Below are 22,385 nucleotides of genomic sequence, written 5' to 3' on the forward strand. Positions count from 1 at the left end.
GAAAACGCAGCTTATCTCTGTTCAGTATAAACTTTTCTCCCGCTGATTCGCAGTGCTGTGCGGGGAAATCGCTGCCATCTGTTCAGGGAAAAGACAGGGGAACGTCTGCGCCTTGCATCATGGCGCCGAGCCGCTATGATGCTCGGCATCATAGTGAGAGGAGAAGTAGCATGCCGTCATTCGATATCGTATCCGAGGTGGATTTGCAGGAAGTACGCAACGCAGTGGAGAACGCCACGCGCGAGTTGGCTTCACGTTGGGACTTCCGCAACGTCGAGGCCAGCATCGAGCTGAATGAGAAGAGCGAGAGCATCAAGCTGACGACTATCTCTGACTTTCAGGTTAAGCAGCTGGTGGATATCCTGCGCGAGAAGCTGGTGAAGCGGGGCATCGAGGCCGGGGCTCTGGAGATCCCGGAGGAGTGTGAGCACAGTGGCAAGCTGTACAGCGTGGAAGCCAAGCTACAGAAGGGCATCGAGTCGGCGATGGCGAAGAAGCTGGTCAAGTTGATCAAGGATAGCAAACTGAAGGTACAGGCGCAGATCCAGGGCGATCAGTTGCGCGTGACCGGGAAGTCACGCGACGATTTGCAGGGGGTGATGGCGCTGGTGCGTGGCGCCGATCTGGGGCAGCCCTTCCAGTTTAATAACTTCCGCGACTGATCGCCGGCGCCTGCGCGCAACGGCCTTACATCGGCTTCGGCGTGCTGGGTGCCGTCTCGGCACAGCATTGCAGGAACTGCTCAATGGCGGCGCGGCTGGTCACGAGGTTATCGATCTTGATGTAGGCCGTGTGCTCGTCGGCGACCAGGATCGCGTCGCTTACCCCCGCCTGTTGGCGTAGCTGCTGTGCCAGGGCCGCATCGGCTGCCAGCGTAGGCGGGAGTACGATGCGTAAGCTGCTGACATAGGGCGGTTCACGCATCGTCAGGCTGATCACAAACCACATTACCGCTAACACGGCACAGCCGGTAAATACCGCCTCGGCCCCGCCGCGCGCGTACACCAAGCCACCGAGAATGCCACCGATGGCGACGCCGATGAACTGGCAGGTGGAGTAGACGCCCATAGCCGTTCCCTTATAACCGGGCGGTGATTCCTTGCTGATCAGCGACGGCAGCATGGCCTCCATCATGTTAAAGGCGCAGAAGAAGAGCAGGATCCCGAGGATGATGCCGGTCAGATGTAACCCGGCATACCACAGCACTACCTCGGCGGCGATCAATATCACCACACAGAATTGAAATACCTGCTTCATGCGCCGCTGCTTTTCGGCATAGATGATGCCGGGCACCATGGCGATAAAGGCCACCAGCATGGTACCCAGATAGACCTTCCATTGTTCGCCACGCGCTAGCCCAGCCTGCTCCATCAATGGCGGTAAGGCGATAAAGCTGGACATCAACAGGATATGCATACACATGATCCCGGCGTTGAGACGCAACAGTGCCGGGTTGACCAATACTCGACCAAAGGCGCCGCGTACCATGCTGGCTTCGCGATTCAGGCGGTGCGCCGTCGGGACGGGGATCAGATAGAGGGTGATCAGCACACCGAGCAAGGCGAGTAGGGCGATCAGCGCGAAGAGACCGGAGAGGCCCAGGGTATGGGTGATCAATGGGCCGGCGACCATGGCGATGGAGAAGGTGACGCCAAAGCTGACGCCGATAAAGGCCATCGCCTTGGTGCGATTCTGTTCGCGGGTGAGGTCGGACAAGAGCGCCATCAGGGCCGCCGCGATGGCACCGGCACCCTGTAGCGCTCGCCCAAGGATCACTCCCCAGATACTGTCGGTCAGCGCGGCGATGACGCTGCCGAGGGCGAAGATCAGCAGGCCTCCGACAATCAACGGTTTGCGGCCTAGACGGTCGGAGAGAATACCGCAGGGGATCTGTAATAGCGCCTGGGTGACGCCGTAGATGCCGATGGCTAGGCCGATCAGCGCCTCGCTGGCGCCGCTGAGGGACATGCCATAGGTGGTCAGTACCGGCAGCACCATGAACATCCCCAGCATGCGCAGGGAGAAGACGGCACCCAGCCCCCAGGTGGCCTTACGCTCGTTGGGGGTCATGCGAAAATCGTTCATTACAACCTCGAATCGGTCGAGCCTCACGCCTGGGGCGTCGGCAGTGCCTGCGCACGGTAGTCGAGCCAAGCGCCCCAGAGCACCCCGGCCACACAGAGGGCCAGCGCCAGCATAAACAGCGGTTCATCCAGCGGGGATAACGCCGTCATCCCCAGGTAGCCCGCCAGCAGCGTCAGCAGCCAGAGGGCGATGAGCAGCACGCCGCCGAGTAACAGGCGCAGCGCGTAGCGATAACCTTGGGCATAGGCGTGGCGTTGGCGGAATGTTCCGGTCGCTTGGACATATTCCAACGTGCGACGGCATAACAGTAGCAACGCCAGCCCGGGTAGGGCGGCGATCACCGAAAACAGGTAGAACAACGGCCAGCCATGCAGTTCGACGAACCAGCCGGCGAGGGGGCCGACATAGACGCGGCCGACGGCGGAGAGGGCGGAGAGCAGGGCGAACTGCGTGGCGGAGAAGGCGCGGTTGCACAGCGTCATCAGCAGCGCGACGAAAGCGGCCGTTCCCATGCCGCCGCACAGGTTTTCCAGGAAGATGGCGCTCCCCATGGTTAGCAGGCTCTTATCCGTGACGGCCAGCAACCAGTAACCAAAGTTAGAGACCCCTTGCAGAATACCGAACAGCATCAGGGCGCGAAACAGCGACAGGCGTTGCATCAATACCCCACCCCACAGGGCGCCGATGATGGTGGCGAGCAGCCCCAGGGTCTTATTGACCAGGCCAACCTCGCCGGCGTCGAAGCCGACACCCCGGATCAGGAAGGTGGTGCTCAAGCTACCGGCGAAGGCGTCCCCCATCTTGTACATGACGATTAATAGCAGGATCAGCCAGGCGTTATCACGTTGAAAGAAGTCGCGTAGCGGGGCCAATACCGCCTGTTCCAGGGTGCGTGGCACCGGCACATCGCTTTGCGGCTCTGGCGCCCAGAGGGTGGCGGCGATGCCGATCAACATCAGGCCCGCCATCAGCCAGTAGGTCGCCTGCCAACCGAGGTAGCGATCCGCCAGCCACAGGGCCAGCCCCCCAGAAACCAGCATCGCCAGGCGGTAGCCGAGTACCGAGATCGCCGCCCCGGCACCGCGCTCCTCGGCGCTGAGCAGATCGGTTTTGTAGGCATCGAAGACGATATCTTGTGAGGCGGAGCAGAAGGCCACCAGCACCGCCAATAACGCCAGCCACCACAGATGGCGCTGCGGATCCAGCAGCCCCATGGCGAAGATGGTTGCCAATAGCAGGATCTGACTTAACAACAGCCAGCCCCGACGCCGGCCGAGTAAGGGCGGCGTGTAGCGATCCATCAGCGGCGACCAGAGAAACTTGAAGACGTAAGCCTGACCGACCAGCGAGAAGAAGCCGATGGTCTTCAGATCGACGCCCGCGACGGTCATCCAGGCCTGGAGAGTGCCGGAGGTCAAGGCCAACGGGAGCCCCGAGGCGAAGCCGAGCAACAGCAGGATGGCGCTACGGCGTTGGGTGAAAATGGCGAAGTAGGCTGTTGGCATAAGGATATTGGCCGGTACGGCGTGCCGTACCGGCATTAGGGTTAACGAGCGTTGGCTTTAATGAAGTCGCTGATGCTGGAGTCCTGCGCCATGGTGCTGACGATATCCGTCAACGCATTGTTGACCGCATTGGTGATCTTGCTATTGCTGGCGGTAAAGGCGCCCTGCTCGTTATAGCTGGCACGGTAGGTTTTCACCAGCTTGCTGCCATTGCGCGCGGTGGCGATGATGGAGACATCGGCGTGCGTGGTGATGTTGTAGCGTAGGTTCCCCTCGCTGACATCGGCGTACAGGCGGTTAACCACGATCTGCAAGTCGACGGCCCCGTTGGCGCCGATCATATAGCCGCGGGCGGTCATCTGTTTTTCCAAGATTTCTTGCAACAGGAAACGCAGATCGCGCTGAGGCATCAGGGTGACCAACTGCCCGTCGCGGTTGACCTTCGCCAGCGCCTTATCAGGGCGAACGTCGGCGCCGTTAATGCTGATGGTGATGCCTTGTAGCGTAGGGTCTTGCTGCGGCAGGGCCATCTGCGGATTGATATTTAGGGTATTGCTTTGGCTAGCGCAGCCGGCCAGGGCGAGCAGAGCCAGCAGCGGAAGAAACAGTTTTTTTAGCATAGTCATTGTGATAGCCATTTTCTGGTGTTGAGTGATAACAGGCACTGCATCGGCTGTGCAGGAGATGGACAGGTATATCATACCATTGCCCTGCCGGGCGAGGGATCCCCGGCGGGGGATTTTCTTCCCTGGTCGGTCAACGCGGGATCATCCGCAGAAAATCATGATTTACCCTATTGATTATAAGGATATATTTGTAGTTGAAAGCCGATGGATCGTGACGTTAAATTAACGTTAGGAGTGCGTAGAATGGCAAAAAGCGGCTACGCTTTAGGATAAGGAGGCGGAAAGATAGGCTTGGCCCCCCGATGGGGAGCGAGGACTATCGGATGCGAGTGCGGTGCCTGCCGCCGCGATGTGCTCCCGACGCGTTAGCGTGTCATGTACCACTGCCGTTGCCGGATAAGGGGATGTCGTATGATGAGAGAGCAGATAGAAGCCAAGCTGCGCGCGGCTTTTGAGCCGGTCTATCTTGATGTGGTTGACGAAAGCTATCGGCACAATGTGCCTGCAGGATCGGAGACCCATTTCAAGGTGGTCATGGTCAGTGACCGCTTCCAGGGCGAGCGTTTTTTGCAACGTCACCGCGCGATTTATGGCGCGTTGGCCGAAGAGATGGCGGATGGGGTCCATGCCCTGGCGCTGCATACCTATACCCGTAAAGAGTGGGCCGGTTTGCAGGATACGGTGTTAGCCTCGCCGGTTTGCCGCGGTGTCGGGAACGGTAGCGCTAGCCTCGCGTAAACGGAACTTTTTCAGCGCGCGGCGGCCAAAGAGAGGCGAGTGCCGCGACGGAGATGGCCATTAGGCCATCTTTTTTTGTCTGTGTCGCCGGGACGAACGGCGGGGCGTTCGGGGTGAAAGTGTGAGGCGCCGCGTGACTTAATCCCGCGGGTTCTCGACTCCCAGTGCGCGCATCGCTATAATGTCGCGTCTATTTTTCCGGAATGGTATTCGGGACGCATCTGAAAACAGGGAATGCAATATCGGCCCAATGAATTTCGAGCAGCATCGAGGCGGCGACGCGCTAGCGTCTCCCGAGCTTACCGCGGTAAGCGCGGGGAGGGGCGGCGATAACGGCTAAGATGGCACTTGAAAGGCGGCGGGCGTGACTCTTGCGCCGTCCCGCTTCAGAGTAAGTTGCGGCTCTCAGGCATGATGCAGAGAACGGCTTCTAGCGTTGACCGAGCACTGTGATTTTTTGAGGTATAAGATGCAAGTTTCTGTTGAAACCACCGAAGGCCTGGGTCGTCGCGTAAATATTACTGTTGCTGCTGATAGCATCGAAAAAGCAGTAGAAAGCGAACTGCGTAATGTTGCCAAGAAGGCACGCATTGACGGTTTCCGTAAGGGCAAAGTGCCGATGAACATCGTCGCTCAGCGTTATGGCGCATCTGTACGTCAGGACGTGCTGGGCGATCTGATGCAGCGTAATTTCGTCGACGCGATCATCAAAGAAAAACTGAATCCGGTCGGTGCGCCGAAGTATGTACCGGGCGAATACAAACTGGGCGACGACTTCACCTACGCGGTAGAGTTCGAAGTTTACCCGGAGATCGAACTGAAGGGTCTGGATACCATCGTGGTTGAGAAGCCGCTGGTAGAGGTGAAAGACGCCGACGTTGACGCCATGGTTGAAACCCTGCGTAAGCAGCAGGCTTCCTGGGTGGCGAAAGAGGGTGAAGTGGCTGGCGAAGATCGTGCAACCATCGATTTCACCGGCTCTATCGACGGCGAAGTCTTCGAAGGTGGCAAGGCTACCGATTTCGTTCTGGCCATGGGCCAGGGCCGCATGATCCCGGGCTTTGAAGACGGTATCCTGGGTCACAAAGCGGGTGAAGAGTTCGTCATCGATGTAACCTTCCCGGAAGATTACCACGCTGAAAACCTGAAAGGTAAAGCGGCTAAATTCGACATCGTGCTGAAGAAAGTCGAAGAGCGCGAACTGCCGGAAATGACTGCCGAGTTCATCAAGCGTTTCGGCGTGGCTGATGGCTCCCTGGAAGGCCTGAAGGCTGAAGTTCGTAAGAACATGACCCGTGAACTGAAAAATGCCGTGCGTAACCGCATCAAGGCGCAGGTTCTGGACGGTCTGGTGAGCGCGAACGAAATCGACGTGCCGGCAGCCCTGGTCGACGGCGAAATCGACGTGCTGCGTCGTCAAGCCGCACAGCGTTTCGGTGGCAATGAGCAGCAAGCGATGGAGCTGCCGCGTGAACTGTTCGAAGAGCAGGCTAAGCGTCGTGTCATCGTCGGTCTGCTGCTGGGCGAAGTGATCAGCAAGAACGAGCTGAAAGCAGACGACGCTCGCGTTAATGCGCTGATCGAAGAGATGGCTTCTGCCTACGAAGATCCGCAGGAAGTGATCGAGTTCTACAGCAAGAACAAAGAGATGATGAACAACATGCGCAACATGGCACTGGAAGAGCAAGCGGTTGAACTGCTGCTGGCCCAGGCCAAAGTGAGCGAGAAAGAGACCACCTTCAACGAGCTGATGAACCAGCCGCAGGCCTAAGTTGTTCGCCTGATTGATTAAGGTCATCTGAAAAACCTTCGCCGTAGGGCGAAGGTTTTTTTTTAGTGGGCGCCTTTATTTTGCCGTGTTCACCCCCAAATGAGTGAAATACTGTCTTCCTGAGGCGCAGGGACAGCAGAGGAGGGCCCGATTGTGCATAGTCAATCCGGCCTATCTCAAGTAGAATCAAAACGTACCACTGCTGAAGAGATTTCTATAGGAGACGGTTAATGTCATACAGTGACCAGCGTGAGTTAGCACCGCACATGGCGTTGGTGCCCATGGTTGTTGAGCAGACTTCGCGCGGCGAGCGTTCATACGATATTTTTTCCCGTCTGCTCAAAGAACGCATTATTTTTCTGACAGGGCAGGTCGAAGATCACATGGCCAACCTGATCGTGGCCCAGATGCTGTTCCTGGAAGCAGAAAACCCGGAAAAAGACATCCACTTATATATCAACTCACCGGGTGGGGTGATCACCGCCGGGATGTCTATCTATGACACCATGCAGTTTATCAAACCGGATGTCAGCACCATCTGCATGGGGCAAGCCTGCTCCATGGGATCGTTCCTGCTGGCTGCCGGGGCGCAGGGCAAGCGTTTCTGCCTGCCTAACTCTCGGGTCATGATCCATCAACCGTTGGGCGGTTTCCAAGGTCAGGCGACCGATATTGAGATCCACGCGAAAGAGATCCTCAGTATCAAGGCACGCATGAACACCCTGATGGCCAAGCACTCCGGTCAGCCACTGGAGGTGATCGAGCGTGATACCGAGCGCGATCGCTTCATGTCTGCACAGGAAGCGGTCGATTACGGTCTGGTCGATGCCGTGCTGACCCAGCGCGCCTGATTTGTGCGGCGAACCGCCCCACATGCTGCCACTCTGGCCATTCGCCGATATACTAGAGCGATAAAAGCGCCCACGGGCGCTTTCGTGTGGATAGGCTGTGTGCCGCGCGGATCAGCGCCAAGGTCATGATAGGGCCTACGCCCGCCGCGGGTGGGACAGCAATTAAATGAAAGAGGTTTACTGATGACAGATAAGCGCAAAGACGGCTCTGGCAAGCTGCTGTACTGCTCTTTTTGCGGCAAAAGCCAGCATGAAGTTCGTAAGCTGATCGCCGGTCCGTCAGTGTATATCTGCGATGAATGTGTCGATCTGTGTAACGACATCATTCGCGAAGAGATCAAAGACGTGACGCCGCACCGCGAGCGTAGCGCACTGCCGACTCCCCATGAGATCCGTCATCACCTGGATGACTATGTCATCGGTCAGGAGCAGGCGAAGAAGGTGCTGGCGGTGGCGGTGTATAACCACTATAAACGCCTGCGTAACGGCGACACTAGTAACGGCGTCGAGTTGGGTAAGAGCAATATCCTGCTGATCGGCCCGACCGGTAGCGGCAAGACCCTGCTGGCAGAGACGTTGGCTCGTCTGCTGGATGTGCCGTTCACCATGGCGGATGCGACGACCCTGACCGAAGCCGGCTATGTCGGTGAGGACGTCGAAAATATTATCCAGAAGCTGTTGCAGAAGTGCGACTACGACGTGCAAAAGGCCCAGCGCGGCATCGTCTACATTGACGAGATTGACAAGATCTCCCGTAAGTCGGACAACCCGTCGATTACCCGTGACGTATCGGGTGAAGGGGTGCAGCAGGCGCTGTTGAAACTGATCGAAGGGACGGTCGCGGCCGTTCCTCCGCAGGGCGGACGGAAACATCCGCAGCAGGAGTTCTTGCAGGTGGATACCTCCAAGATCCTGTTCATCTGTGGTGGTGCCTTCGCCGGGTTGGATAAGGTGATCGGTCAGCGTGTGAATACCGGCACCGGTATCGGCTTCGGCGCGAAGGTGAAAGGGAAGGCGGATAAGGCCAGCGAGAGTGAGCTGCTGGGCCAGGTCGAGCCGGAAGATCTGATCAAGTTTGGTCTGATCCCGGAGTTCATCGGTCGTCTGCCGGTGGTCGCCACCCTGAAAGAGTTGGATGAAGCGGCGCTGATCCAGATCCTGAAAGAGCCGAAGAACGCCCTGACCAAGCAGTATCAGGCGCTGTTTGGCCTGGAAGGGGTCGAGCTAGAGTTTCGCGACGAAGCCTTAACCGCCATCGCGAAGAAGGCGATGGCGCGTAAGACCGGTGCGCGTGGCCTGCGTTCGATCGTCGAGGGGACGCTGCTCGATACCATGTACGATCTGCCCTCCATGGAGAACGTGGAGAAGGTGGTCGTCGATGAGCAGGTTATCGAAGGGCAGAGTAAGCCGATGCTGATTTACGGACAGCCCGAGGCGCAAGCTGCCGGCGAGTAACTCGCCACCCTCGGTGGCACGCGTTCGCCATCGGCGTGCTGAGTAGATGGGACAGTAGGAGAAATGGGGGATGGCATCCCCCATTTTTTTTCCGTAGATCGTGGCGTTGAATCCCGCCAATATAGCCCCATATACTCTAGTAATCCTTTGGTGAAACAGTCTTTACTCATGATGTGGCGCTGTTTCGCCATAACCTGGCGGAAGCTAAACAAAGAGAGAGCTCTATGAATCCTGAGCGTTCCGAACGCATAGAAATCCCCGTATTGCCGTTGCGCGATGTGGTGGTTTATCCGCACATGGTGATTCCGTTGTTTGTAGGCCGGGAAAAGTCGATCCGCTGCCTGGAAGCCGCAATGGATCACGACAAGAAGATCCTGCTGGTGGCACAGAAAGAGGCGTCGACCGACGAGCCGGGCGTCAACGATCTGTTTACCGTCGGGACGGTGGCCTCCATTCTGCAGATGCTGAAGCTGCCGGATGGTACGGTAAAAGTGCTGGTGGAGGGGATCCAACGTGCCCGCATCACCACGCTGTCTGATGGTGGCGAACACTTTGCCGCCCAGGCAGAGTACCTGGCGACGCCGGAGATGGACGAACGCGAGCAGGAGGTGCTGGTACGTACCGCCATCAATCAGTTTGAAGGCTATATCAAACTGAACAAGAAGATCCCGCCGGAGGTGCTGACCTCGCTGAACAGCATCGACGATGCCGCTCGCTTGGCCGATACCATCGCCGCCCATATGCCGTTGAAGCTGAACGACAAGCAGACGGTGCTGGAGATGTTCGACGTGGCCGAGCGTCTGGAATATCTGATGGCGATGATGGAGTCCGAGATCGATCTGCTGCAAGTCGAGAAGCGCATCCGTAACCGGGTGAAGAAGCAGATGGAGAAGAGCCAGCGCGAGTACTATCTGAATGAGCAGATGAAGGCCATTCAGAAAGAGCTGGGTGAGATGGACGATACGCCAGACGAGTTCGAGGCGCTGAAGCGCAAGATCGAAGCCGCCAAGATGCCGAAAGAGGCGCGTGAGAAGGCGGAAGCCGAGCTGCAAAAGCTGAAGATGATGTCGCCGATGTCGGCGGAAGCCACCGTGGTGCGCGGTTATATCGACTGGATCGTGCAGGTGCCGTGGCATGCTCGCAGCAAGGTGAAGAAAGATCTGCGTAAGGCGCAGGAGACGCTGGACGCCGACCATTATGGTCTAGAGCGCGTCAAAGATCGCATCCTGGAATACCTGGCGGTGCAGAGTCGCGTCAGCAAAATCAAGGGACCGATCCTGTGCCTGGTCGGGCCGCCGGGGGTAGGTAAGACCTCGCTGGGGCAATCCATTGCCCGCGCTACCGGGCGTCAGTATGTGCGTATGGCGCTGGGCGGCGTGCGTGACGAGGCGGAGATCCGCGGTCATCGTCGGACTTACATCGGCTCCATGCCGGGTAAACTGATCCAGAAGATGGCCAAGGTGGGTGTGCGTAACCCATTGTTCTTGTTGGATGAAATTGACAAGATGTCTTCCGACATGCGCGGCGATCCCGCCTCGGCACTGTTGGAGGTCTTGGATCCGGAGCAGAACGTCGCCTTTAACGATCACTACCTGGAGGTCGATTACGATCTGTCCGATGTGATGTTTGTCGCCACCTCAAACTCGATGAACATCCCGGCGCCGCTGTTGGATCGTATGGAGGTGATCCGTCTGTCCGGCTACACCGAGGACGAGAAGCTCAACATCGCTCGCCAGCATCTATTGCCGAAGCAGATCGAGCGTAACGCGTTGAAGAAAGGCGAGTTAACGGTGGACGACAGCGCGATCGTCGGCATCATCCGTTACTACACGCGTGAGGCGGGGGTGCGTGCGCTGGAGCGTGAGATCTCCAAGCTGTGCCGTAAGGCCGTCAAGCAGCTGTTGTTGGACAAGTCGCTGCGCCACATCGAGATCAATGGCGATAATCTGAAGGATTATCTGGGAGTACAGCGTTTCGATTATGGCCGGGCCGACAGCGAAAACCGTGTCGGGCAGGTGACAGGCTTGGCCTGGACCGAGGTGGGCGGCGATCTGCTGACTATCGAAACGGCCAGCGTACCGGGTAAGGGCAAGCTGACCTATACCGGCTCGCTGGGTGAGGTGATGCAGGAGTCGATCCAGGCGGCGTTGACGGTCGTCCGTGCGCGTGCCGAGAAGTTGGGGATCAATCAGGACTTCTATGAGAAGCGCGACATCCACGTCCACGTACCGGAAGGGGCTACACCGAAAGATGGGCCGAGCGCCGGTATCGCGATGTGTACGGCACTGGTCTCTTGCCTGACGGGTAATCCGGTGCGCGCCGATGTGGCGATGACCGGGGAGATCACGCTGCGTGGTCAGGTGCTGCCGATCGGTGGGCTGAAAGAGAAGCTGTTGGCCGCGCATCGTGGCGGTATCAAAACCGTCCTGATCCCGGATGATAATAAGCGGGATCTGGAGGAGATGCCGGAGAACGTCCTGCGCGATCTCGACATCCATCCGGTGAAGCGCATCGACGAGGTTTTAACCTTGGCGCTGCAGAATGCGCCGTTTGGCATGGACGTTGTCACCGCGAAATAGTGACATATCGCAAAGTACGTTGATAAAACATCGGCTGGCGGCCCATTTCGGGCTTGCCAGCCTTTTTTTGTGCCGCTAACGTAGAGCCCTGTCAGCCGTAGCGAGCGCCGTAGATGCGTTGGCCGGTCATGACAGGCTTGAGATAACTGCTGCGCGGTCGTACGGTAGGGAGACTCGTTTCCTGTGCGACCGGGATTTTTAAAGGGGATGAGAGAGTGAATAAATCACAACTGATCGACAAGATTGCCGAGGGTGCTGATATTTCCAAGGCGGCAGCCGGTCGTGCGCTGGATGCCTTCATTGCCTCCGTGACCGAAAGCCTGCAACAGGGTGATGCCGTCGCTCTGGTCGGTTTTGGCACCTTCGATGTGCGTGAACGTGCTGCGCGTACTGGCCGCAACCCGCAGACGGGGAAGGAAATCGAGATTTCCGCTGCGAAGGTACCGGGTTTCCGTGCGGGTAAGGCGCTGAAAGACGCGGTGAACTAAGCGTCGAGCGCGATGCGCCTGGCATCGGTAGTGGCGATTTCTGCAAATCGCAAACAATCGACTGACGCCATGGCGTAGCTAAGGTAAAATACAAGGCGCATCATGTTGATGCGCTTTTTTTATGGCTGGCAACTGCCTTCCCTGCACATCGTGGCATGATGCCTCGTCAGGGTAGCCTGAAGCAGTTAATCTATAGCGTGTGCTGTGCATAGCCGGGCGAGTCCCGGCACGACGCGGAGTCACAACGTATTACCAACAATCACAGCGGAGTGTTGCCACACTATGATGGACAATTTACGCGCGGCCGCCAATCACGTCGTGCTCAAGGTTATCCTGGCTCTGATCATCATCTCGTTTGTGCTGACCGGGGTAGGTAATTATCTGATCGGTGGTTCCGGCGACTATGCGGCCAAAGTGGATGGTCAGGAGATCAGTCGGGCCCAGTTGGAGCAGGCGGTACAGAATGAGCGTAGCCGTTTGCAGCAGCAGCTGGGCGATCAGTTCTCGGTGCTGGCAGGCAACGAAGGGTATATGAAGGAGCTGCGTCAGCAGGTGCTGTCACGCATGATCGACGATGTGTTGCTCGATCAGTACGCCAAGAAATTGAACCTGGCTATCAGCGACGCCCAGGTGAAAGAGGCGATTCGTACCCTGCCTTATTTCCAGACGGATAACCACTTCGATAACGCCAAGTATCTGGAGATGGTGGCGCGTCTGGGGTTGACGCCAGATAGCTATGCACAACTGATGCGCCAGCAACTGGTGACGCAGCAACTGATCCAGGGCTTCACCGCCACCGGTTTCACGTTGCCGAGCGAAGTCTCCTCCCTGGCGGCGTTGACCATGCAGCAACGTCTGATCAATCTGGCAACCATCGACATCAAGCAATTGATGCCGCAGCAGAAGGTGAGCGATGCCGAGCTGCAAGGTTACTACCAGCAGCACCAGAATAGCTTTATCGCCCCTGAGGCGGTACGTGTGAGCTATATCGAGATGGATGCCGCCGCGATCAATGACAAGATGACCGTCAGCGATGCGGAGATCAGCGCCTATTACGATCAGCATAAGCGCAGCTTCACCCAACCGGAGCGCAATAAGTACAGCGTGATCCAGGTGAAGAGTGAGGCGGAAGCCAAGGCGATCGCCGAACAACTGTCCAAGGGGGCCGACTTCGCCACCCTGGCGAAAGAGCACTCTAGCGATATTATTTCCCGTAAGAATGGCGGGGAGTTGGGCTGGATGGAGCCGGAGAGTACGCCGCAGGAGATCCTGAACGCCAAGCTGACGACCAAGGGGCAGGTTTCTGCGCCGATCGCCTCTAGCGTCGGTTATCTGATCGTACGTCTGGATGACATGCAGCCGGCGGTGATTAAACCGCTGTCAGAGGTGCGTGCCGCCATCGCCGATAAGGTGAAGCAACAGAAATCGCTGGATGCCTTCTATGCGATGCAACAGAAGGTGAGCGACGCCGCTACCAGCGATAACGACTCGTTGGCTGGTGCGGAAGAAGCCGCCGGGGCTAAGGCGACCGAGACCGCATGGTTTACCCGTGATAGCGTACCGGCTGCATTGAACTTTAAGCCGGTGGTGCAGGCGATCTTCGATGGCTCGCTGTTTGGCGAGAATGGCACGCCGGGTAGCAACTCCGACGTGATCAGTGTCGAGGGCGATCGCGCCTTTGTCCTGCGCGTCAGCGCGCATAAGCCGGAGGCGGTCAAGCCCTTCGACCAGGTACGCGATCAGGTGACCGAGCTGCTGAAACGTCAGAAGGCGATCGCTCAGGCGCGTAGCGAGGGTGAAAAACTGTTGGCTGCGTTGCAGGCGGGTAAAGGCGATGCCGCGTTGCAGGCCGCCGGGTTGAGTTTCGGCGCCGAGCAGACGTTGACGCGCGCCTCCGATGACCGTCAGCTGGTGGATACGGTGTTTGCACTGCCACATCCGCAGGCGAATAAGCCGGTATATGGCCTCTCGGAAGATCGTCAGGATAACATCGTGCTGATCCGCCTGAATGCGGTGAAAGCGGGCCAATTGACGGCGGAAGAGCAGAAAGCCTTCGCTTCGCAGATGCTGACCGGCGAGACCGGGATCACCTTCGAGGCATTGATGGATAACCTGCGCGCCAATGGCAAGATTAAGCTGGGCGCAGCGGCGGAAATGCAGTAATCACCGCAGTAGTACGAGAAACAATGTAACGTATCAAGGCCGCGTCAGCGGCCTTTTGCGTCTCTGGCGGCGAGCTTTTGTCAGCGGATGCACCTTCGGGCATGGTAAGCGAGTTTGCTAACCGATCAGAAGGAGAACTGTCATGTCTTTATTTACCTTATTGTTATCCTCCCCGCTGTGGCTCTCTCTGCTGTTTTTTCCCCTCCGTCCCCAGGCCGCGCCGGTCATTTCATCGACCACCACCACGATGCCCGCCTCTGGCGCACGGGGGAGCACGGCGCCCCAGGGAGAGCGGCTGAATATTAATCAGGCCTCGGCACAGGCCCTGGCGGCGGGAATGACGGGGGTGGGACTGGATAAGGCGCAGGCGATCGTCGACTTTCGGCAACAGCACGGCGCCTTCTCTAGCCTTGAGCAACTGTTGCAAGTGAAGGGAATCGGCCGGGCGCTGTTAGAGAAGAATCGCGCACGCTTGGCGTTATAGCTCCCGCCGTCGTGCGGCGGGAGGCGATGAGCGGGGGGTTAGGCCAAGCCGCTCTTCTGGCGCAGGGAAGCCATCACACCCGCCGGGTCGGCCTGGTATTGTTGCAGGCCGTGCGCCCGGAGGTGGCAGGCGGCGCAGTGGCCACATCCGTCGCCCTGGATGCCGTTATAGCAGGTCAGGGTATCGTGACGTACCCGCTCTAGCTGGCCGTAATAGTCGGCTAACGCCCAGGTCTCCGCCTTATTGAGCCACATCAGCGGCGTCTCGAAACGAATGTCTCTGGCCATCCCCAGGCTCACTGCGTGATGCAGCGCCTTGACGAACGCATCGCGGCAGTCGGGATACCCCGAGAAGTCCGTCTCACAGACCCCGGTGATCACCGCCTCGGCCTCGACCTGGTAGGCGTAAATCGCCGCCAGGGTGAGGAACAGAATATTGCGCCCCGGTACGAAGGTATTCGGAATCCCCGTTTCACTCTGGGTGGGCACCGGGATGTTGTCCCGGGTCAGGCTGCTGATCGCGAGCTCATTTAATAAGCCGACATCTAACACCTTATGGGCACTGGCACCGAGTTGATGGGCCAGATTACGGGCGACATCGATCTCGGCGCGGTGGCGCTGCCCATAGTCGAAGGTGATGCAATGGACATCGTCGTAGCGTTGCAACGCCTGGATCAGGCAGGTGGTTGAATCCTGTCCGCCACTGAAAACCACAACGGCGCGTTTCATATAAACCTCGATAATCTATTCAAGAGAGCATGAGGTTATGGTAGCGGCTCAATCGGACGATGAACAGTCTTCATCCGGCGCCGGCACCCATGCTTGGCAAAAGTCGAACCAGCCGTGGGCGGTCAATACGATGCCGTTGACGCGAGGCGGGACGCTAACCTGATAGCGGTAGTTGAACAGCGGCGCCATGTAACCCTGAGTCATCAGCGTGTGGTAGAGGCGCTGGAGCGCGGCCAGGCGTGACGTCTCGTCGGCCATTTGCTGCTGGCGGTTAAGCTGCTCCAACGTATCCCGGTAGCTGGCCGAAGGGAGGATCGCCGGCCACAAGCGATCGGTACGCGGCCAGTTGTCTAACGTGGCGCCGGGGGATTCGCCGATGCGCTTATCACCCAGGATGATATCGGCCTGGGCCAACAGCGCGTCATCGAGCCAGCGTTTACCGGCGAAGAAGCGCAGTTCCAGGATACAGCCGAGGCGCGCCAGGCGGGATTGGAGGCGGCGCGCCAACTGATGCAGCGGCGCCGCTGGCTGCGTCAACAGGACCAGTTGGGGAGGTAAGGGGCAAGGCGTGGCGGGGTAGTCGGGGAGCGGCCAGTCGGGGAGCAGCTCCTCGCAGCGTAGGGTGATCCCCTCCTCAAGAGGGAGGGCGCTAAAGCTCTCCGCGTCGCGCATCAGTCCCAGGAGATAACGCGCCTGGGGGGATGTCAGCCTTCCCTGGCGCTGATTAATGGCCATATAACCGAAACCCAAGCTGGTGCTGGTCTTGAGCCGACGGCTATCTTGAATCCCCTCATCGGGCCCGATCTGGATGCGTACCGCATCCAGACAGGCGCGTAACGCCGCATGTGGTCCGGCGGTGATCCAGTATTCGATGGCGTGCAGATAGGGGCGCTGCAAATGGTATCCCGGGTATTGTTCCAGACGCAGCAACGTCGGATGGGCGTTCGCTAAGCGAAATGGCCCGGCCCCGATATCGGCCAACTGTGGATGGGGCAGTAGATAAAGCAGATTAGCCAGTCGGTGCGCCAGCCAATAATCGGGGCGCCTGAGGAGGAAGCGTAAGCACAGCGGATGAGGCTGATCGATCGCCGACACGCTGGCTAAAAGGGCTCCGGCCTGCGGATGCGTGCGCCGCTGCTGCAGCACCGCTAACAGTTGTGCGGTGGTGATGGCTTGGCCATGGTGCCAGTGGAGATCGCTGTGCAGTTGGAAGCGCCAACAGAGGCCATCGGTACTGACTTGCCAGTGGTGGGCGAGATCCGGCTGTGGCGCCGTGTTGCCGGGGATGAAGCGCGTGAGTCCGGCATGGATCGTGTGTGCCAGATGCTGCTCCGCACGCCCGCTCAGTTGCAGCGGATGAATCGACTCCAGCGGACGGTAATAGGGGATACGCAGGGTCGGCAGCTCGGCTGACCACTGCCCGCCGAGGTGGGGTTGCAGGTAGGGCATCAGGTGCGCCGGATCACGCGCCGCGAGGCGCAGGGCCCCCTGGTGATTGCCCTCCTGCAATAGACTTTCCATCAGTTGGCGACGGAGTTGCTGTACCGGTACGCGGCAATGTAAGCAGCCCCGCCGACCTCGGCCGGCGCTGGCTTGCCAACTCAGCCAACCGATGTCTTGCAACTGGTTGAGCAACGTTCGCGTATGGCGCTCGCTACAGCAGACCGTCGCGGCCAACTCGGCGACGGTGGCCGCCCGAGGGGCATCTCCGGCGAATTGATAGAGCCGTTGGTATTGGTTGAGACGTTGCAGTAGGCGCATCGCTAAATCCTGAACACTTTTCTCTAATTGTTCACTATTAGTTCCGTAAATACCACGCGATACTGCACAACATGCAGAAGGGGTCACAGAGGGGAGGCAGCATGCGTTTGGTAGCGTTTGATATGGACGGCACACTCTTGATGCCGGATCACCGCATCGGGGCGGAGACGCTTGAGGCTTTGCGGCACTTGGCGCGGCAGCGGGTGATGCTGACCTTCGCCACCGGGCGTCACTTCCTGGAGGTGAGTCGTATGACGCAACGGCTCGGTCTGCACGGACATTTGATCACCGGTAACGGTACCCGAGTGCATGACCGTAACGGCAAGCTGCTCTTTCGCCAGGATCTGGCACCCGACGTGGTGCATGAGCTGCTCCATGTGACATGGAGCGACAGCGCCTCGGTGCATCTGTTTCGTGACGATGGCTGGCTGACGGGGCACGCCTGTCCTGAGCTCTTGATCCCTCATCAAGCGGATGGTTTCGCCTATCGTCTGGTGGACGTACGCCAGTTGCCTGCCTATGGCATCAGCAAAATCTGTTTTATCGATCATCATCAGCGTCTATTGACGTTGCAGCAGCGATTACGCCAGCACTTAGGCACGGCAATCGACCTCTGTTTCTCGGGGCGTGACTCGTTGGAGGTGGTGCCGCCAGGCAGTAATAAGGGTAATGCGTTGGCGGTGCTATGCGACCATGTCGGTGTCTCGTTGGCCGAGTGTATGGCCTTTGGCGATGCGATGAATGATCGGGAGATGCTGGCGATGGTCGGTCAAGGATTCATCATGGGGAACGCCTTGGCGCAACTGCGACAAGCCTTGCCTCATTTGCGCGTCATCGGCGACTGTCAGCAGCAGGCGGTGGCACAACAATTAACATTTTGGCTTACACGATCTACCCTCACAATTCCCCCGAATCACTGAGGCTTTTCGGCCAGCCGACAAGGGAACCTGACTGTCCCCTTGTCGGTTTTTCTTTTGTCGCCAATCCTAACCCTAACCCTAACCCTAACCCTAACCCTAACCCTAACCCTAACCCTAACCCTCGCCATGCCTTTTGGATAGCTATCCCATTTATGCGGGAAAAGGATTGATTATTATGGTGCGTATTGGCCTAATTGGAGGAAATATTTCTCCTGGAGGCCCCTATGCTGGATAAAATCGACCGTAGCCTGTTGAATATGTTACAGCGGGACTGCACCCTGTCGTTGCAAGTCCTGTCCGAGGCCGTCAATCTGACGTCGACTCCTTGCTGGAAGCGACTGAAGCGCCTGGAGGAGGAGGGCTACATTACGCAACGGGTGGCGTTGCTGGACAAGGAGAAGCTTGGCCTGGGATTGACGGCCTTTGTGGCGATCAAGACCCAGTATCACAGTGCGGAGTGGTATGGCCACTTTGTGCAGCAGGTAGAACATATGCCGGAGATCTTGGCGTTTTATCGCATGGCGGGTGAGTATGATTACCTGATGCAGGTACAAGTCGCCGATATGAAGAGCTTCGATGAGTTTTATAAGCGCCTGGTGACGGCGGTGAAAGGGCTGAGCGATGTCACCTCCAGCTTCGCGATGGAGCAGATCAAGTTTACCACGGCGTTGCCACTCCGCGACTAGCGCATACGCTGGCATCGGATCGGCTGCCGGCGCTCACGACGACCCACATCACATCATACCGCGCTGGCGGTGAGTCGGCGCTGCCCCACGCTGCGCCACATTAGACGCAACACTGGCCATTTCGCACTATTTTGGTGCCATGCGCCTCGTCTCGCCTTACCCCTCAGTTTTGTGACTAACCCCGCATGAGCACTGCACTTTTTCACACTATTTTCACTCCTGGCATGACCTTTGCTGAATGTTTCGCTGTATGAGGTGGCGTTTATGGAGGAGAGCGCGATGAAACTGGTGAGTGCGGTGATCAAGCCATTTAAGTTGGATGAGGTGCGCGATGCGCTCTCGGCCATGGGGATCTGTGGGTTGACGGTGACGGAGGTGAAGGGATTTGGTCGGCAGAAGGGGCACGCCGAACTGTACCGTGGCGCGGAGTACGCCGTTAATTTCTTACCCAAGGTCAAGATCGAGATCGCGCTGGCGGATGATCGGCTCGAGGCGGTGATCGAGGCGATCTGCCAGGCGGCGGGTAGTGGAAAAATTGGCGACGGTAAGATCTTTGTCGCTGACTTAACGCGCGTGGTACGCATCCGTACCGGTGAATGCGATGAGGCGGCGTTGTGATGATGGGCAAGGAGGGGGAAAGCATGATGACCTTACGTAAGGGAATGGTTGCGGCACTATGGTTGCCGGGGACGGCGTTAGCCGCGACACCGCTCGCGGATCGGGCGGACAATGGTTTCATGTTGATCGCTACCGCGTTGGTGCTGTTTATGACCCTGCCGGGTATCGCCCTATTCTATGGCGGATTATTGCGCGCTAAGAACGTCCTATCCCTGATGACGCAGGTGATGGTGATCTTCGCCCTGATCAGCGTGCTGTGGGTGCTGTACGGCTATAGCTTGACCTTCGGCAAGGGTAACGCGCTGGTGGGCAACCTACACGGTGTGATGCTACGCGGCATCGGTCTGCACGATGTCACCGGTTCGATCTCAACCCTGGTGCATGTGGCCTTCCAAGGCTCGTTCGCCATCATCACCGTGGCGCTGGTGGTGGGCGCGTTTGCCGAACGCATGCGCTTCGGCGCGGTGCTGATCTTTGCCGTGCTGTGGTTCACCCTCTCCTATATTCCGTTGGCCCATATGGTATGGGGCGGGGGATGGTTGGCGACGGATGGCGCGCTGGATTTCGCCGGTGGAACGGTGGTGCATATCAATGCGGCGGTGGCCGGGTTGATCGGCGCCTATCTGTTAGGGCCGCGTAGTGGTTATGGACGAGAGGCGTTCAAGCCCCACAGCCTGCCGCTGGTCTTCCTCGGTAGCGCCATTCTCTATGTCGGTTGGTTTGGCTTTAACGCTGGTTCTGCCGGGGCGGCCAGCGATATTGCGGCGTTGGCCTTCCTCAATACGGTGATCGCCGCTGCCGGCGCCATCCTCTCGTGGCTGTTGATGGAGTGGTGGCTGCGTGGCAATCCCTCGCTACTGGGGGCGTGCTCCGGTTGTATCGCCGGGCTGGTGGCGGTGACGCCTGCGGCCGGGAGCGTCGGGGTCGGCGGAGCGTTACTGCTTGGGGTGTTAGCCGGTATGGCGGGGCTATGGGGGGTCGTGGTACTGAAACAGTGGCTACGGGTGGATGATGCCTGCGATGTCTTTGGGGTACATGGCGTGTGCGGTATTGTGGGGTGCCTAGCGACCGGAGTCTTGAGCGCCGACGCGTTGGGCGGGACCGGTTACGCCAGCGGCGTCACCATGGGACATCAGGTGTGGGTGCAGGCGCTGAGCGTGTTGGTGAGCGTACTGTGGTCGGCGGCGGCGGCACTGATCGCCTATAAGGTTGCCGATCGGTGCGTCGGTCTACGCGTCAGTGAGGAGCAGGAGCATACCGGGCTGGATGTAACCAGCCACGGTGAGAGCGCTTATAACCGTTGACCTTGCGCCATCCCGGCGCGTGGCTCAGCGCGCCGGATGCTGGCGAATGAGGCCCTCTTGCACGGCGGAGGCCACCAATTGCCCTTGGCGATCGAAGAATTGGCCCCGCACCAAGCCGCGTCCGCCAGAGGCGGAGGGGCTATCGATGGCGTATAGCAGCCAGTCATCGAGGCGGAAGGGGCGATGGAACCACATGGAATGGTCGATCGTCGCGACTTGCATGCCTGGTTCAAGAAAGCCTTTGCCATGCGGCTGTAAGGCCGTTGGTAGAAAGTTGAAGTCTGAGGCGTAGCCCAACAGATATTGATGTACTCGGGGATCCTCGGGTAGCTCACCGTTGGCGCGCACCCAGACATAACGCTGCGCCGGGCCGACCTCCCCCTGTAACGGATTGTGGAAATGGATCGGACGCATCTCGATGGGCTGTTCGCGCGTAAAGGTCTCTCGCACCGCCTCGGGGATGAGGTGTTGTAGCGCTCGGGCGATATCGGTCTCGCTGGCTAAGCCTGCCGGTCCCGCCGCTGGTGGCATGGCGCTCTGGTGATCGAACCCTTGCTCCTCGGTTTGGAACGAGGCGGTCATGTAGAAGATCGGGTGGCCGTGTTGAATGGCCTTGATGCGGCGAGCGCTGAAACTATTGCCGTCGCGTAGTATCTCCACATCGTAGATAATCGGCATCCGGCTGTCGCCGGGGCGTAGAAAGTAACTGTGAAACGAATGCAGTTGACGCACCGGGTCGACGGTTTGCTTCGCGGCATAGAGTGCCTGGCCGACCACTTGGCCGCCGAATACCTGACGCAGACCGAGATCTTCACTCTGCCCTCGGTAAATGCCCTGTTCGATTTTTTCCAGATTTAAGAGGTTCAGCAACTGCTGTAACGCCTGACTCATCGGTAATACCTTAACCTATGTTACATAGTCCACAGTGTGCGTAACCGGGACGGCGGCGTCAATCTTCCGCGAGGTTACCGTTAGGGCTGCCAGCGTAATCGCGCCAGGTCGAGATACCCCCGTTCGTCGACGACGACCCCTTCGGCCTGTAGCGCGCGGCGTTGGCGTAGGAAAGCGTCCCCCTGCAGTGAGAGGGCGCCGAGGCGATTGACCACCCGGTGCCAGGGTAGGCGACTCCCCTCAGGCAGGGCACGTAGAATGGCGCCGACACGTCGGGCGGCGCGCGCATGGCCTGCCATCGCCGCGATCTGACCGTAGGTGGCGACCTGGCCGACGGGGATGGACGCGACGCAGAGTAGCACGCGTTGTTGGAAGGTGTCGCACGGGGAGGGGATCATCATCATGATGCGATTATCGGTGCTTATGTCGCCAGGCTCAAGGCCGTTGTCTAAGAAAACAACGTTTAACGGGGGGCGCCTTGCAATTGTGTCTGGCATCGCTGATAATGCCTGCGCGCTGCAGTTGTGGCGCTCGTTATGGGGGCCCTGTTGGTTCTCCCGCAACGCTAGCTTGTGAATTCGGTCAGGTCCGGAAGGAAGCAGCCGTAGCAGGTGACGTGTGTGCCGGGATGTAGCTGGCAGGGCTCCCACCCAATTCTGCCTCTGCCTCTGCCTCTGCCTCTGCCTCTGCCTCTGCCTCTGCCTCTGCCTCTGCCTCTGCCTCTGCCTCTGC

At 58.7% G+C, this 22,385-nt stretch carries 20 protein-coding genes and 1 other RNA gene; 14 read left to right on the plus strand and 7 right to left on the minus strand.

Features of this window, described 5'->3' with window-relative positions; genetic code table 11:
* Positions 1-170: 170 nt before the first annotated feature.
* The gene (locus ACEQFP_RS03880; protein ID WP_005283457.1) at positions 171-662 is read left to right on the plus strand and encodes a YajQ family cyclic di-GMP-binding protein; all 492 of its coding nucleotides are present in this window, start codon (positions 171-173) and stop codon (positions 660-662) included.
* Positions 663-687: 25 nt separating this feature from the next.
* Here the strand turns inward: ACEQFP_RS03880 and ACEQFP_RS03885 are convergent, their stop codons facing one another.
* From ACEQFP_RS03885 to ACEQFP_RS03895, 3 genes are read right to left on the minus strand one after another with little or no spacing between them, the layout of a single operon-like run.
* Positions 688-2,085, minus strand: coding sequence for an MFS transporter (locus tag ACEQFP_RS03885; protein ID WP_068869970.1), 1,398 nt, complete (start codon positions 2,083-2,085; stop codon positions 688-690).
* A gap of 23 nt (positions 2,086-2,108) precedes the next feature.
* Positions 2,109-3,590, minus strand: coding sequence for a muropeptide MFS transporter AmpG (ampG, locus tag ACEQFP_RS03890; RefSeq protein WP_005296821.1), 1,482 nt, complete (start codon positions 3,588-3,590; stop codon positions 2,109-2,111).
* 41 nt (positions 3,591-3,631) lie between these two features.
* The gene (locus ACEQFP_RS03895) at positions 3,632-4,210 is read right to left on the minus strand and encodes a lipoprotein (protein WP_005296824.1); all 579 of its coding nucleotides are present in this window, start codon (positions 4,208-4,210) and stop codon (positions 3,632-3,634) included.
* Positions 4,211-4,627: 417 nt separating this feature from the next.
* Between ACEQFP_RS03895 and bolA the strand changes: the two genes are divergently transcribed.
* The 8 genes from bolA (at position 4,628) to ACEQFP_RS03935 (ending at position 14,745) form a co-directional block, all read left to right on the plus strand.
* Positions 4,628-4,954, plus strand: coding sequence for a transcriptional regulator BolA (bolA, locus tag ACEQFP_RS03900; RefSeq protein ID WP_005283468.1), 327 nt, complete (start codon positions 4,628-4,630; stop codon positions 4,952-4,954).
* A 469-nt stretch (positions 4,955-5,423) separates the two neighbouring features.
* Complete coding sequence (tig, locus tag ACEQFP_RS03905) at positions 5,424-6,725, plus strand: trigger factor (RefSeq protein WP_005283471.1); 1,302 nt, start codon at positions 5,424-5,426, stop codon at positions 6,723-6,725.
* Positions 6,726-6,955: 230 nt separating this feature from the next.
* Positions 6,956-7,576: an ATP-dependent Clp endopeptidase proteolytic subunit ClpP gene (gene clpP / locus ACEQFP_RS03910; RefSeq protein ID WP_005296829.1), complete on the plus strand. Its 621-nt coding sequence runs from the start codon at positions 6,956-6,958 to the stop codon at positions 7,574-7,576.
* Between the two features lie 183 nt (positions 7,577-7,759).
* On the plus strand, positions 7,760-9,031 hold the full coding sequence (clpX, locus tag ACEQFP_RS03915; RefSeq protein ID WP_005283476.1) for an ATP-dependent protease ATP-binding subunit ClpX: 1,272 nt from the start codon (positions 7,760-7,762) through the stop codon (positions 9,029-9,031).
* Positions 9,032-9,255: 224 nt separating this feature from the next.
* Positions 9,256-11,610 carry an endopeptidase La gene (gene lon, locus ACEQFP_RS03920; RefSeq protein ID WP_005296832.1) on the plus strand — a complete coding sequence of 785 codons (2,355 nt, stop codon included), beginning with the start codon at positions 9,256-9,258 and terminating at the stop codon, positions 11,608-11,610.
* Positions 11,611-11,825: 215 nt separating this feature from the next.
* The gene (gene hupB, locus ACEQFP_RS03925) at positions 11,826-12,098 is read left to right on the plus strand and encodes a nucleoid-associated protein HU-beta (protein WP_005283482.1); all 273 of its coding nucleotides are present in this window, start codon (positions 11,826-11,828) and stop codon (positions 12,096-12,098) included.
* A 282-nt stretch (positions 12,099-12,380) separates the two neighbouring features.
* Entirely contained in the window at positions 12,381-14,261 is a 1,881-nt protein-coding gene (ppiD, locus tag ACEQFP_RS03930) for a peptidylprolyl isomerase (protein ID WP_370546912.1), read from the plus strand.
* Positions 14,262-14,403: 142 nt separating this feature from the next.
* Positions 14,404-14,745, plus strand: coding sequence for a helix-hairpin-helix domain-containing protein (locus ACEQFP_RS03935; protein WP_068869968.1), 342 nt, complete (start codon positions 14,404-14,406; stop codon positions 14,743-14,745).
* 38 nt (positions 14,746-14,783) lie between these two features.
* Here ACEQFP_RS03935 and queC read toward each other — a convergent pair whose 3' ends face one another.
* Positions 14,784-15,473 (minus strand): 7-cyano-7-deazaguanine synthase QueC, encoded by a 690-nt coding sequence (gene queC, locus ACEQFP_RS03940; protein WP_005283491.1) that lies wholly within the window; start codon positions 15,471-15,473, stop codon positions 14,784-14,786.
* A 48-nt stretch (positions 15,474-15,521) separates the two neighbouring features.
* On the minus strand, positions 15,522-17,234 hold the full coding sequence (locus ACEQFP_RS03945) for an SgrR family transcriptional regulator (RefSeq protein ID WP_370546911.1): 1,713 nt from the start codon (positions 17,232-17,234) through the stop codon (positions 15,522-15,524).
* 101 nt (positions 17,235-17,335) lie between these two features.
* Between ACEQFP_RS03945 and cof the strand changes: the two genes are divergently transcribed.
* The 4 genes from cof (at position 17,336) to amtB (ending at position 20,762) form a co-directional block, all read left to right on the plus strand.
* Positions 17,336-18,154, plus strand: coding sequence for an HMP-PP phosphatase (cof, locus tag ACEQFP_RS03950; RefSeq protein WP_370546910.1), 819 nt, complete (start codon positions 17,336-17,338; stop codon positions 18,152-18,154).
* A gap of 224 nt (positions 18,155-18,378) precedes the next feature.
* The gene (locus ACEQFP_RS03955; RefSeq protein WP_005296844.1) at positions 18,379-18,840 is read left to right on the plus strand and encodes an Lrp/AsnC family transcriptional regulator; all 462 of its coding nucleotides are present in this window, start codon (positions 18,379-18,381) and stop codon (positions 18,838-18,840) included.
* A gap of 279 nt (positions 18,841-19,119) precedes the next feature.
* Positions 19,120-19,458, plus strand: a complete 339-nt coding sequence (gene glnK, locus ACEQFP_RS03960) for a P-II family nitrogen regulator (RefSeq protein ID WP_035594810.1) — start codon at positions 19,120-19,122, stop codon at positions 19,456-19,458.
* A 26-nt stretch (positions 19,459-19,484) separates the two neighbouring features.
* On the plus strand, positions 19,485-20,762 hold the full coding sequence (gene amtB, locus ACEQFP_RS03965) for an ammonium transporter AmtB (protein WP_035594812.1): 1,278 nt from the start codon (positions 19,485-19,487) through the stop codon (positions 20,760-20,762).
* 24 nt (positions 20,763-20,786) lie between these two features.
* Here amtB and tesB read toward each other — a convergent pair whose 3' ends face one another.
* Together tesB and ACEQFP_RS03975 are read right to left on the minus strand one after the other, a co-directional pair.
* Positions 20,787-21,653: an acyl-CoA thioesterase II gene (gene tesB, locus ACEQFP_RS03970; RefSeq protein WP_035600209.1), complete on the minus strand. Its 867-nt coding sequence runs from the start codon at positions 21,651-21,653 to the stop codon at positions 20,787-20,789.
* Between the two features lie 80 nt (positions 21,654-21,733).
* Entirely contained in the window at positions 21,734-22,057 is a 324-nt protein-coding gene (locus ACEQFP_RS03975) for an MGMT family protein (RefSeq protein WP_068869962.1), read from the minus strand.
* Positions 22,058-22,199: 142 nt separating this feature from the next.
* Between ACEQFP_RS03975 and ffs the strand changes: the two genes are divergently transcribed.
* Positions 22,200-22,296, plus strand: an RNA gene (gene ffs, locus ACEQFP_RS03980) — signal recognition particle sRNA small type.
* Positions 22,297-22,385: the final 89 nt, after the last annotated feature.

Source organism: Edwardsiella sp. A.80236, from assembly GCF_044540725.1.
Taxonomy (GTDB): Bacteria; Pseudomonadota; Gammaproteobacteria; order Enterobacterales; family Enterobacteriaceae; genus Edwardsiella; species Edwardsiella tarda.

Bases quoted from the DNA above. Each gene is read 5' to 3' on its own strand.
- ACEQFP_RS03885 (WP_068869970.1), bottom strand. From the start codon at position 2,085: ATGAACGATTTTCGCATGACCCCCAACGAGCGTAAGGCCACCTGGGGG.
- ampG (WP_005296821.1), bottom strand. From the start codon at position 3,590: ATGCCAACAGCCTACTTCGCCATTTTCACCCAACGCCGTAGCGCCATC.
- ppiD (WP_370546912.1), top strand. From the start codon at position 12,381: ATGATGGACAATTTACGCGCGGCCGCCAATCACGTCGTGCTCAAGGTT.
- clpX (WP_005283476.1), top strand. From the start codon at position 7,760: ATGACAGATAAGCGCAAAGACGGCTCTGGCAAGCTGCTGTACTGCTCT.
- lon (WP_005296832.1), top strand. From the start codon at position 9,256: ATGAATCCTGAGCGTTCCGAACGCATAGAAATCCCCGTATTGCCGTTG.
- bolA (WP_005283468.1), top strand. From the start codon at position 4,628: ATGATGAGAGAGCAGATAGAAGCCAAGCTGCGCGCGGCTTTTGAGCCG.
- ACEQFP_RS03955 (WP_005296844.1), top strand. From the start codon at position 18,379: ATGCTGGATAAAATCGACCGTAGCCTGTTGAATATGTTACAGCGGGAC.
- cof (WP_370546910.1), top strand. From the start codon at position 17,336: ATGCGTTTGGTAGCGTTTGATATGGACGGCACACTCTTGATGCCGGAT.
- queC (WP_005283491.1), bottom strand. From the start codon at position 15,473: ATGAAACGCGCCGTTGTGGTTTTCAGTGGCGGACAGGATTCAACCACC.
- ACEQFP_RS03975 (WP_068869962.1), bottom strand. From the start codon at position 22,057: ATGATGATGATCCCCTCCCCGTGCGACACCTTCCAACAACGCGTGCTA.
- ACEQFP_RS03935 (WP_068869968.1), top strand. From the start codon at position 14,404: ATGTCTTTATTTACCTTATTGTTATCCTCCCCGCTGTGGCTCTCTCTG.
- ACEQFP_RS03880 (WP_005283457.1), top strand. From the start codon at position 171: ATGCCGTCATTCGATATCGTATCCGAGGTGGATTTGCAGGAAGTACGC.
- clpP (WP_005296829.1), top strand. From the start codon at position 6,956: ATGTCATACAGTGACCAGCGTGAGTTAGCACCGCACATGGCGTTGGTG.
- ACEQFP_RS03945 (WP_370546911.1), bottom strand. From the start codon at position 17,234: ATGCGCCTACTGCAACGTCTCAACCAATACCAACGGCTCTATCAATTC.
- amtB (WP_035594812.1), top strand. From the start codon at position 19,485: ATGACCTTACGTAAGGGAATGGTTGCGGCACTATGGTTGCCGGGGACG.
- glnK (WP_035594810.1), top strand. From the start codon at position 19,120: ATGAAACTGGTGAGTGCGGTGATCAAGCCATTTAAGTTGGATGAGGTG.
- tesB (WP_035600209.1), bottom strand. From the start codon at position 21,653: ATGAGTCAGGCGTTACAGCAGTTGCTGAACCTCTTAAATCTGGAAAAA.
- ACEQFP_RS03895 (WP_005296824.1), bottom strand. From the start codon at position 4,210: ATGCTAAAAAAACTGTTTCTTCCGCTGCTGGCTCTGCTCGCCCTGGCC.
- tig (WP_005283471.1), top strand. From the start codon at position 5,424: ATGCAAGTTTCTGTTGAAACCACCGAAGGCCTGGGTCGTCGCGTAAAT.